The organism is Sporolactobacillus shoreae (genome assembly GCF_004684935.1).
In the GTDB taxonomy this organism is placed as follows: Bacteria; Bacillota; Bacilli; order Bacillales; family Sporolactobacillaceae; genus Sporolactobacillus; species Sporolactobacillus shoreae.
In genome coordinates this window covers 138,490-150,092 of the sequence record NZ_SRJD01000006.1, presented here as the reverse complement: position 1 = coordinate 150,092, position 11,603 = coordinate 138,490, and the positions used below count along the sequence as shown (strand labels likewise).

The 11,603-nt window shown below is 40.4% G+C and carries 12 protein-coding genes; 5 read left to right on the top strand and 7 right to left on the bottom strand.

Annotation, left to right across the window (positions count from 1 at the left end; genetic code table 11):
* Nucleotides 1–106: 106 nt before the first annotated feature.
* From E4665_RS07650 to E4665_RS07635, 4 genes are all read right to left on the bottom strand, one after another.
* Nucleotides 107–1,132 (bottom strand): NAD(P)-dependent oxidoreductase, encoded by a 1,026-nt coding sequence (locus E4665_RS07650; protein ID WP_135348198.1) that lies wholly within the window; start codon nt 1,130–1,132, stop codon nt 107–109.
* A gap of 796 nt (nt 1,133–1,928) precedes the next feature.
* Nucleotides 1,929–2,327: a hypothetical protein gene (locus E4665_RS07645; protein ID WP_135348197.1), complete on the bottom strand. Its 399-nt coding sequence runs from the start codon at nt 2,325–2,327 to the stop codon at nt 1,929–1,931.
* A gap of 134 nt (nt 2,328–2,461) precedes the next feature.
* The gene (locus E4665_RS07640) at nt 2,462–3,196 is read right to left on the bottom strand and encodes a glycosyltransferase (RefSeq protein WP_167815148.1); all 735 of its coding nucleotides are present in this window, start codon (nt 3,194–3,196) and stop codon (nt 2,462–2,464) included.
* Nucleotides 3,193–3,963, bottom strand: coding sequence for a glycosyltransferase family 2 protein (locus E4665_RS07635; RefSeq protein ID WP_135348195.1), 771 nt, complete (start codon nt 3,961–3,963; stop codon nt 3,193–3,195). The genes E4665_RS07640 and E4665_RS07635 overlap by 4 nt, the downstream gene beginning before the upstream one ends.
* 56 nt (nt 3,964–4,019) lie before the next feature.
* Between E4665_RS07635 and E4665_RS07630 the strand changes: the two genes are divergently transcribed.
* Together E4665_RS07630 and E4665_RS07625 are read left to right on the top strand one after the other, a co-directional pair.
* Complete coding sequence (locus E4665_RS07630) at nt 4,020–4,970, top strand: NAD-dependent epimerase/dehydratase family protein (protein ID WP_135348194.1); 951 nt, start codon at nt 4,020–4,022, stop codon at nt 4,968–4,970.
* 20 nt (nt 4,971–4,990) lie between these two features.
* Nucleotides 4,991–5,683: a DUF273 domain-containing protein gene (locus E4665_RS07625; RefSeq protein WP_135348193.1), complete on the top strand. Its 693-nt coding sequence runs from the start codon at nt 4,991–4,993 to the stop codon at nt 5,681–5,683.
* Nucleotides 5,684–5,695: 12 nt separating this feature from the next.
* On the opposite strand, the gene E4665_RS07620 is transcribed toward E4665_RS07625, so the two are convergent.
* A complete protein-coding gene (locus E4665_RS07620; protein ID WP_241654733.1) occupies nt 5,696–6,727 on the bottom strand; it encodes a glycosyltransferase in 1,032 nt (343 codons plus the stop codon).
* A 97-nt stretch (nt 6,728–6,824) separates the two neighbouring features.
* On the opposite strand from E4665_RS07620, the gene E4665_RS07615 reads away from it, so the two are divergent.
* The 3 genes from E4665_RS07615 to E4665_RS07605 are packed head-to-tail and all read left to right on the top strand — an operon-like array spanning nt 6,825 to nt 9,634.
* Nucleotides 6,825–7,742, top strand: a complete 918-nt coding sequence (locus E4665_RS07615; protein WP_135348192.1) for a glycosyltransferase family 2 protein — start codon at nt 6,825–6,827, stop codon at nt 7,740–7,742.
* Entirely contained in the window at nt 7,743–8,498 is a 756-nt protein-coding gene (locus E4665_RS07610; RefSeq protein ID WP_135348191.1) for a glycosyltransferase family 8 protein, read from the top strand.
* A gap of 56 nt (nt 8,499–8,554) precedes the next feature.
* A complete protein-coding gene (locus tag E4665_RS07605; protein WP_135348190.1) occupies nt 8,555–9,634 on the top strand; it encodes a glycosyltransferase family 61 protein in 1,080 nt (359 codons plus the stop codon).
* A 113-nt stretch (nt 9,635–9,747) separates the two neighbouring features.
* Here the strand turns inward: E4665_RS07605 and E4665_RS07600 are convergent, their stop codons facing one another.
* The gene (locus tag E4665_RS07600; RefSeq protein WP_241654732.1) at nt 9,748–10,365 is read right to left on the bottom strand and encodes a putative nucleotide-diphospho-sugar transferase; all 618 of its coding nucleotides are present in this window, start codon (nt 10,363–10,365) and stop codon (nt 9,748–9,750) included.
* Between the two features lie 252 nt (nt 10,366–10,617).
* Complete coding sequence (galE, locus tag E4665_RS07595) at nt 10,618–11,601, bottom strand: UDP-glucose 4-epimerase GalE (protein WP_135348189.1); 984 nt, start codon at nt 11,599–11,601, stop codon at nt 10,618–10,620.
* Nucleotides 11,602–11,603 lie beyond the last annotated feature (2 nt).

Genomic DNA, 11,603 nt, shown 5'->3' with positions numbered 1-11,603 from the left:
TTAAGAATTCTGAAATATTCCACAAAAACGTAAAAAAAGTCCATACAGAAACAGCCGCACCTATGCAGGTACGACTGTTTCTAAGGTAACTTATTTAATAACCAGCTTATTTCGCGGCCGGTTCAGGCAGCTGAACTTCAGCTCTGCCAAGATCTTCGCCCTTGATCGCGGTATTGAAGTTGTCATAGCTTGTGGAAATCATGTTGGAAACCGCTTCGTCAGTCATAGCGGCAACGTGCGGTGTGATCAGTACCTTCGGATACAGTTCAATGAGTTCCTTGATCGTTGCGTCAGGGAATTCCTGGCCGTTCGAGAAATCTTTGCCGAAGAAGCGCGCTTCGTCAGTCAGCACATCGGCGCCGAATCCGCCAAGCTTGCCGCTCTTGATGGCTTTAGCAACAGCTGCTTCATCAACAATTTCACCACGTGCGGTGTTGACCAGAATAGCGCCGTCCTTCATCTTGCTGATGAAATCTTCGCCAACGAAGTTTTCGTTCTTGCCAGGGAAATAAGGGAGGTGCAGGCTGACGATATCCGATTCAGCAAGCAGTTCATCCAGTTCCTTGAATTCAACTAGTTTCTTGGCGAAGTCACTCTGGAAAATATCATAGCCAAGGAGTTTCGCGCCAAGGCCCTTATAAAGTTCAGCTTCAACGCAGCCGATGTGGCCTGTGCCGACAATACCGACTGTGCTCTTGCGGATTTCATGGCTGAACATGGTTTCAGTAACCTGGAAGTTCAATTGAGCTGTTCTGCCGGTTGTATAAACCGTAGAGCGTGACAGCGACGTTCCGAGTGAAACAGCCAGTTCTGCGATCGCATTCGGTGAATATGCAGGTACACGGGCAACCTTCTGGCCAAAGTCTGCGGCAGCCTGCAGATCAATGTGGTTGAATCCGGCAGTGCGTGTAAATACATATTTGATGCCGAAGTCACTGAATTTCTTCAGGTTGGCACGATCAGCCAGGCAGTTGACGAACAGCAGAACACCGTCGAAGCCCTTTGCCAAGTCGCCGTTGTCCGCAGTCAGCAGATCATTAACCAGTTTCACTTCGTAACCGTACTTGTTCAATTCGCCATACAAATGCTCTTCGTAAGGTTCAACACCATACGCAATGATTTTAAAAGCCATGCCTAAACATCCTCCTAAAAATTTTATTCTTGACCCGGCGTTTCTGAACACCGGGCTGTAACCCGATTCATCTGTGAAAACTATTTTCGTGATTGCTTTCACAAGATTGCTAAGACCTTGCCCTAAATTCCTGATTCCACAGACAAAAGACCCGTTGTGCCTATCTTTTCCCCTCAGGAGAAAAAATATCATGAAATCTTTTTACGTAAAAAATTATAACATTGTGATCCACCTGCTACAATCAGACAATGTGTTGAAAAAGTGATTTTTTTGTGAATACAGTGCCACTGCCGACAGCAAATCCACTTTTTTAATTATTCGCATACCTGTGAACATATTTAGGCATTCAAAAAAAACATTGTAATAACACTCACTTCGTTCACCAAGCTATTTGAACCCAATCGTCATCGAGTGCATACATTATAGAAATCCTCGAAATACAAATATCATCCAGTTTTTGATCAAAGATTAATTTTGGAAAGTCTTTCAATTACGTTACCTCAAGCTGAAAAAGTGACGATCCATTTATCGCCACTTCTCACGCCATCTTCTTAAAATATCATTTATCAAATGATTAAAATCTACACATCACCTGTTATGATTAATAGATTTAATTGTTAAGTTAATACTCGCTCAAAAGGGTCAAACCATTGGTTGATCCGTAACAGGAAGGATGCCCCTTGGGCAATAATCTAATTCCTATCACTGATTGCTTTAATTAATGGCTTTATTAAACTTGCCTGTTGTTTTTCGCTCCAAACAACGGAGGGGCAAAAACTACACTGAATTTAATAGCCTAGTTAATGAAAACAACACTTTCGATTTTCAGACAATCAACAAAGACGACTTCACATGGAATGGGTGGCGAAACGATCTCATTAACCTCTATAAGAGCGCAGCATGTCTCCTCACTAAACCCAAGAAACTTTCCTTCAATGATGTCTCCTGAATCTGTAACCACTCTGACCAATTTCCCCGGCCCTGCCTTCTTTAACAGAAGGCAGATACAACTCTGACAATGATTACGATGTTCCTTTTTAGAGCACTTGCAATCCTTTTTGCTATTTTGATGATGATCTTCTTTTTTAGAGCACTTACTCTCATCTTTATCATGATTTTCTTTTTTTGGAGCTCTGCAATCCTCTTTGTTATCGCGACTTTCCTTTTGGTCATCGAACTTTTTATCATCGCCCAACCTTTTCACCCCTTGCTATTTTCTCACTTGTACCATATGCTGTAGGCGAATCATTGGGTAGTGCTCAAGCCTAGTCCGGCTGAAAATAGTGGGGCAGCCTAATTTCCGCCTTCACTATAGCTTAATTAAAAAAATTAATATTGAGGGACTGTCTGATCGACATAGTGACTCAATGCCAAAGTATTGGCTACCCAATCACTATTCTTCTTTAGCAAAGAGTCTGAACTATTAGAAGTATGATGATACCTTGAGGGATATCTTAAATAAGCATAGTTCTTTCTAGATGCAGCATACATCCTGATCCCATTAAGAAAACAGTTTTTTTGAAACCAGCTGTCTTCCCCAATGTTCGTGTTAGGAAAAGGGAAAGTTTCAGCAATACTCTTTTTAGTCACTAATGTCGCTCCACTGAAAAAGTAGGTATTTTTATAGGCGGCCATGCCATGGTTCGGGATCCAGATGTTCTCATAGCCAGGATGATATAATCGAAGCTCGTTTGTGTTTTTAAAATAAATGAAAAAAGACCGTTTTCCAATGACTTCAGCACCTGTCTCGCTTAGTACATGCTGGGCTTCCTCTAAATAATATTTTCCATAATAATCATCATCATCAAATTTAGCGATCGTAGAATAACTTGCTCTTTTCACCCCCTGATTGAGACACTCACCGAGACTTATATGAGGTGGTAAGAGAAAGATATCAGCACGGACACCGCGAATGGCAAGCTTTTTTCTAATGCGTAAAAGGTCGATATCCCATGTGTTAAGGATCAGGATCAGTTCTTTTTCTACAAGTGTTTGCCTTGAGAAGTTTTCAATAATCGTGTCGATAAATTGCGGGCGATGAGTCGAAACGACAACGGAGATCACGGAGCACCACCCTTTGTTTGAGGATGCTTGATCAGACCCGCAAAAGAATCCGTTACAGCGATCAACTGACAGTGCTTCTGAAAAATTTGATTATCTGTATCCCAGGAATGCTGATGATGCTTTGAATCGTATCGAAGAAGAGCGTAATCATAAGGGTCGCTTGAGAACAGAGATAAGCCCTGCCTGAGACAATCCTTTTGAAATTGAAGATCTTCTCCTTTATTCAAAGGTGCAAAGGGCACCTTTTTTAAAACATCTTTTTTAAAAATAAGTGTTCCTCCCGCCAGCGCCCTTTTTAAATCCCTTTCTTTTTTTATATAGAAAGGGCTTTTACTTCTTCTGAATAAACTTAGTTTTTTCTCGCTTTTAAAATAAACAAATATCGAAGACTTGCCAATGACATCGACATTTTTTCCCTTTAATCGGCTGACCATATTGGTTAAATAGGCCGGTGAATAATAATCATCATCATCAAACTTGGCAATCACATTGTAGCGTGCTTGTTGCCCGCCAAAATTCAGGCATTCTCCCAATGTCTTTTCTTCGCCCAATTGAAAAATGTGGATATTGTTATAATTTGCCGTTTCTTCCTTCCATTGGCCCGCATTTAACTCTTTTTTATTTAAAAGAATGATTAATTCTTTTGGATTAAAATCCTGCCTCAAGAAATTCTTTAGAATATGATCGGACATTTCCTGTCGCATCGTACTCGTCATCACGGTTATCACAAAATCACTCCAATCGAGTTTAATGTCCAAACCGTTCATGTCCCCTCTTCATAATATGTTATCAACGTGAATCGAAAGATAAAAGAGGTGCAGAAATGGGAAAAAAAATTGTCGTAACCGGGGCGGCAGGCTTCTTAGGATCTCATTTGACAAAAGAACTGATCGATGAGGGGAACCTAGTCATCGGTATCGATAACTTGTTAACCGGAAAATCCAAAAATTTGATTGATAGGAACAGCGAAAAGTTTACTTTTATCGACATGGACATTTGTTCTTCTGAACTGCTCAGTCATCCCCATTTAAACGGAGTAGATGAAATCTATCATCTGGCGTCACCGGCTTCTCCTAAGAGCTATCAGGCATACCCGCTAAAAACCATTGAAGTGAACACACTAGGTACAAAAAACATGCTTGAATTAGCCAGGAAAAGCGATGCAAAAATAGTGTATACAAGTACAAGTGAGGCTTACGGTGATCCAAAGATTACCCCCCAGCCGGAAACGTATCGTGGAAATGTCAACACTTGGGGTCCAAGAGCCTGTTATGACGAATCCAAACGGCTTGGTGAAGTGTATTGTTACCTCTACCACGCTTTATATGATGTCAAAGTGAAGGTTGCACGCATTTTTAATACGTATTCGGCAGGTCTCGCAAATGATGATGGCCGTGTCATTTCAAATTTTGTGACGGAAGCTTTAACGGGTAAAGATATAACGGTATATGGTGACGGGACCCAAACCCGATCCTTTTGTTACGTCACCGATACCATTCACGGATTAAAACTGCTGATGGAAAAAGAAGATGCCACTGGAGAAATCATTAATATTGGCAATCCTGCTGAAATAACGATTCTTGATCTGGCAAAAAAAATAAAGCACGTGACACAATCCAGTAGCAGAATTGTTTTTCAACCGCTGCCAGTCGATGATCCCACGATTCGAAAACCGGATCTAGAGAAGGCTAAAAGACTTTTAAACTGGGAACCGACCGTTTCTCTGGACGAAGGACTTAAAGCGACAATAAAAGCTTATAAAGATAAGATTTGAAGCGAGAAGAGGTCATAGTATTGATTCCCAAAGTTGATCTTAATCTCCATCCTTCAAGTGATACCGTCATTTGTTCACTCGCAATCGGTGAGCATCAAAACTTGTTGAACTTAATGAAACCAACGGTCGACCTTTACGCAAACACACATGGATTTGATACCGTCTTTGTCACCTACCCATTGACGAACAGACCCGTTGCCTGGGATAAAGTCGTTTTAATACGCAAACTCTTGGATGACTACTCGTTGGTCATCTGGATGGATGCCGACACCATGATTGTAAATCCTCGTCAAAATATTAAAGACGACCTTGATTCAAACTATGATATGCATCTTTGCACACACAAGGGCGTAGAACCCTGTTGCCCGAATACAGGGGTGTGGGTCGTTAAAAAAACGGCTCGATCCATACAAATATTAGAAGATATATGGAATCAAACGGATTATATTCCCAATCATCCTTGGGAACAAGGTGCCCTCTTTAAGCTTTTAGGTTATCCCAATCCGCGTGACTTCTTTTACTATGTGGGACCGACTGAATATACGCATTGTATTAAAACTTTGGATATAAAATACAACAGCATGATGTCGTGGGGCGGATTTTTAGGTGCATCCAGTAATCCTGTTATTGTCCATCACTGCGGGGTTCCCCTTGAGGAAAGATTGACCAGCATGCAAGAGAGTTATAACCTGTTTTTACAAAACAAACAGTGACGGTTGCACTTTTTACGATAACTCGTCGGGTATCCAGACTTTAAACACTTGACTTCCGAATGATAAACCCTTGCTGACAAAATAACGAAAACTCCGATCAGCTTGAGAATTTGAAGCCAGAACAATCCCGTCGATTTTGTGAAATCGGTATAAGGAGTATGCCTTTTTAATAGCGCTCATTTTTTGTTCAAGAAACAGCATCTCGGAATAACGGTTTCTGGATGCTATTTTTTCTTTATAAAAGGCAATCTCTTTTTGTGAACCGAGTAAAAGCAGTTTGGGTATTCTGTTTAAATGGCCGAACTTTACCTTTACTATAGATTTAAACGTGCTCAGGAGAACTTCGCATGTTGTCTCTATTCGATTCGTGTGTGCAAGAGAATGGGTCCGAACTCTGTATTGGTATAAAATTTCCGGTACTCTTCCAATCTCTCCCTCTTCAAACATTCTCGACCAAAGATCGTAATCATAGGCAATTTTAAAGTTGGGATCGTATCCTCCAATATTTTGAAAGGCACTTTTTGAGAAAAAGCCCGTACCATGACAAATGGGCGTACTGTAAAACTGTTCATCCCTGAACCGTTCCGGATCTTTAGCGTTGAAAAAAAAGCTTTCCATCTTCAGAAAATCCGGATCGATACTTTCTTCTCCAGATATACACTGAATGAGGGCACCGACAGCCGCAAACTCCGGATGGGACTTTATATAGTCTAATTGTCTTTGCAAGCGGTGTTCAATACTTACATCATCGGCATCTTGAAGAGCAATCCATTCGCCTCTGGCTTCGTGAATGCCTGTATTTAAGGCATTGGCAGCACCATTGTTCATCTCCGAATGAATGACCTTTACTCTAGGGTCGGTTAAACGGTCTAATATTTCTCTTGTCCGATCATTGGAGCCGTCATTCACAATAATATATTCAAAATCATTTAATGTTTGATTCAGTATGCTATGAACAGCTTCTTCAAGATGTGCTTCACCATTATACACAGCTGTTACCACAGACAACTCCATAGATAAACTCCCCCCAACCGTTTGGTTCATACTATGCTCAATGAGAAATTGTGGAATCATCTATACATAAAAAAATAAAGTGAATAAACTATATCGACCGGACATGAAAAACCTAAGGGGGATCGCTATGAAAAAAGTGTTTTGTGTCGGCATGTTAAAGAATGAGGCCGACATTATTGAGTCTTACATTAGATACCATCTGAACATTTTTGACGGCATGGTTCTTTTAGATAATGGAAGTACGGATCGATCTTTGGAAATTATCTACAGCTTGCAGGGAGAGGGTCTACCCGTCCATTTAAAACATGATGTCAGTCTGGAATATATCCAGGGAGACAAAACAACCGATTTAATCAGATATACCTTTGATCAGTTTGGTCCCGATTTAATCTTCCCTTTAGACGTCGATGAATTTTTAATATCGCCGAATTATTCTGGAAATCCTCGAAAACTGGTAAACAATTTATCAACGAGCAAAATTTATTACCTTGAAAGAGAATATACTTACTTCCCAATTAATCTTAATGAAGACGATTTGTTTATCCCGAACAGACTGACTTTCGCGAGTCCTATCAAAGATTATTGGCCGAAAGTCATCGTTTCGAAAGAAATAATGGATACTTATTCCCCCTCAATATCTGGAGGCAACCATGATCTACTATTTGATAAAAAAAATATACAAACTCAGATCTTGCAGAACCTGAAGTTAAGACATTTTCCTTATCGATCTATAGAACAATTAAAATCCAAAATAACTGTAGGATGGATTAACACGCTTGCTTCTTACAACTATAGCGAAGGCTTTAATTATCATTGGCATACCCTCTTTGATGAACTTAAAAAAAATAACTTTGATCTAAACGTTGAAGCGATATCGGATCATCAGGAAAGACATGTTCCAATGAACGTTTCCTTCTGCCATTCATTGGATTTAAAGTACACCACAGATCACGAAGTCAATGCTATTGTCAACCTACTAAACTATTGCGAGTCCTTAGCCGACAACTATAGGCAACTGGACAAACAGCGACGCGAGGGATCATAAATGGACGATGTCTCAATAATTACACTTTGCAATGACAACTATGCCGTTCATTTAGCTACGATGCTCCTTTCTTTATTTGAAAATAAAGCGCCGGAAACGCGCTATCAAATTTATATTATCGATGGAGACTTGTCGGAGGACCATAAATTCAAGTTACAGAGGCTCCTTAAAACCTTCAACTCCTCTCTTACTTTCCTGAATGTCGATCAGAGGCTATTCAAATACTGCAAAGGCTGGGGACATGTGAGCCGGGAAGCATTTTACCGGATCTCGATTCCGGATCTCTTAGACAAGAAGATCAAAAAAGCATTGTACCTGGACAGTGATCTGATCATTAAAGATGATCTCCTTGAATTATGGAACAATAAACAATTAGATCACTATTTTTTGGGTGCTGTAGAGGACCCGGTTGATATTGCCGGAATCCAAATACCCAAACAGTATAAATATTTTAATTCAGGCGTTATGTTAATGAATCTTGACAAGTGGCGGAAAAACAATATTTCGAAAAAGGTTTTTCAATTTATCAGGAAATATTCTTCAAAAATTATGTGGTGGGATCAGGATGCGCTTAACGCCATATTGTATGACAAATGGTTTCAACTCGATTACAAATGGAACTATCAGGTATTCAGAATGGGACATTTACAGATTCAGCCAAAAATTATTCATTTCAACACGGATATCAAACCGTGGAACGGCGAGCCCTATCTTAAAGAAGAATATGACTACTATAGAGAGCGACTAAACTGGTAAATGAAAGGGAACAAAGATACTGACTGAAGAAAACGATAATGAACAGGGGTGTCACTTTGAATTCATTACTGCCGCCTATCGGAGTCATTCATTCTATAAAAGAATGGGCCACTGCAAAGGATGGAGCCTTATCAACGGGAGTAGCTATTAAAGAAATCTACCCTGAAACGCCTATTTTAAGCAAGACGAGACATCGTCCCCCCTGGCCTTCTTCATGGTTTCCCAATCAATTAAAATCACAGGGGGGGTATGTCGCGGTTCTCCCGCACGGACGTGTATGGGGATTAAACGGAGCCATCATTACCCCTGATAATCAACTCCTATGGGACGCATCCTTTGAGGGGGTTGATATTACACCCGAGAACCATTCTATTTTTAAAGAGAAGACGTTGCCTGCCGTTTCTTTTGTCAAAAATGCGGCAGACCTGACACATGTTTTTAGCAGGAATTATTATCATTGGATGTATGAGGTGCTTCCCCGGATTCATCTCATTCAGCAAAGCGGTCTGGCGGTTAATCAGTATATCGTGAACACTGAGCCTGAGCAGCCTTACCAAACCGAAACCTTGAATCAAATAGGGCTGAATCATGGACAATTATTAAGGACTCACGTCGGTTTCCATGTTCAGGCTGATCATTTAATCATTTCGACACAACCAACATTTCCTACAAAATGGGGACATGATTTTCTCCGCAAAACGTTTTTAAAAGGGGCTGCGTTCCATGCCTCTGATAAAAAGCGAATTTACATCAGTAGAAAATGGTCGCGAAAAATCACGAATGAAGATCAGGTCATGGACATACTAAGAAAATATGATTTTGTAAAAGTGGAATTGGAATCGTTATCGGTGGCCGAGCAGGTTCAACTTTTTTCCTCTGCAGAGGCCATAGTGGGTGTACATGGGGCAGCATTAACCAATTTGACTTTCTGCAGCCCTGGAACAAAGATTCTGGAGATTTTCCTTCCAAATTATGTTATCGCTCATTTTTATGGAATCAGTGCATTGGGGAACTTAAAGTATTATTACTTTATTGGTGAAAAAGGAGAACAAATACAGAGTAGATGGCCGGGAGCGGATGATGTCACCCTAAACATTCCCAAGTTTGCAGCCTGCTTAAAAAGAATGCGTCTGTAACGGAACAGCATAAACCCTAGAACAGGCGAAAGAGCGTGCCTGGCACGCTGTCCCAATAGTGGACAAGCCTGCAACAAATGGCACGCTTCGATTAGCTGACAAAGTGACGATACTTAGTTTTTTCTTCTATACTTATCCCTCCTCGTTCTTATTTTAAAGATACGATAGCAGGCTGCCATTCCGCTGATCCTCTTTTCATGTGGAAGACCGCCATAATGCATAATCATTGGATCTTCACTTATATCACCATCTATTGGTCTGCTGTTCCATTTAAGATCTAAAGAACCAATAAGGTTACTGTATTGATTGGGATGATAAGCAATGATGTGATGATAGGAATTTTCATATCCGAGTACACTAAAAAAAGCTTGCTGCTCCCACCATGGATGATTGATGGCATCTGTTTCATTCCATATTTTGTTCAATAAATCAAAGGTCTTCTCATCCTTTTTCGCAACAATGAGTCCGGCATTAGGCCAGATTGGCGACCTTCCGTAATGCGTGACCATAAACATGACATGATCTTCATCTAATTCTGTTCGTATATCTAAACGAGTATCTAAAAATATGGCATCTGAATCGATCCACATGACCCTATCGTAATTCTTTAATAAGTTATATAGAATGATAATTTTATCCCATGACGCAGGCCTGCTTGAATCGAAGCGTTCCTTAAAGAAAATCGTATCCATGTTATACTTTTTTGCATAGGCTTCAACCGTGGGTCTCATGATTCTCAATTCTGTTTCGTGCACTTTTCCGGTGGCACTACTGCAGATTATCATTTGATTCTTTGGATACACTTTCAGATTGACTTCAGGTATCAAAAGTTCTGAGTGACTGATCGCTGCTCACTCCTTATCAATTCTTCCTATTAGACTATTCATCAAAAAAGGCTTTGTTAAAGAACCATGTTAATCGAAACAATAAATAAAAATGGGGGTCAGCCCCCCATTGTGTACTCTAAATCATTCATATTAATTTCATTGATAACCATGTGGATGTTTGATGTGCCATTGCCAGGCTGAACGAACACTATCCGTTAAGGTATAAACCGGAAACCATCCTAATTCATTCTTTATTTTCGAGGATGACGCGACTAAGACAGGCGGATCTCCTGGCCTTCTGGGCGCATATCGAACCTTTGCTTTTTTATTTGTTATCCGCTCGCATTCACCGATAACCTCTTTTACAGAATAGCCTTTTCCATTGCCTAGATTATACTGAAACCCTATTTTAGGTTGCGATAAAAGGTGCTTTAAAGCGAGAATGTGCGCATTCGTTAAATCCTGAACGTGGATATAATCTCTGATACAGGTGCCATCAGGAGTATCATAATCGTTGCCGAAAACTTCGATATTTTCGACAGCTCCCTGCAAGTGCTTCAGGATATTCGGAATTAAATGTGTTTCCGGATCATGATCTTCTCCGATTTCACCGGAGGGATAAGCGCCTGCCGCATTAAAATATCTGAGCGAAATATAGCTTAACTCATCGCTTTTCAAGGTATCACTTAAAATCGTCTCGATCATAAGCTTAGATCTTCCATATGGGTTAATCGGTTTTTTCGGAATTTGCTCTGTTATGATATCCTGTTCAGGATTCCCATAGATGGCACAAGTTGACGAAAAAATAAGCTTTTTAACGTTATTCTCTACCATGCTTTGGATCAGTCGCGTTGTTTTTCCCACATTGTTATCGTAATACTTTAACGGATTCTGGACGGATTCGCCGACCAGACAGTTGGCCGCAAAATGCATCACCGCTTTGATGTCATATTGATTAAATAAGTCATCCAGTGTCTGACGATCACCAATATCCCCTAATTTAAAAACAGCTCTCCGGTCAATGGCCGACTGATGTCCCGTTGATAAATTATCCAACACGATGACTTCATAGCCCTGGTTGATTAATTCTCTTGTAACATGGCTCCCTATATAACCTGCTCCGCCTGTTACCAGAATCATGG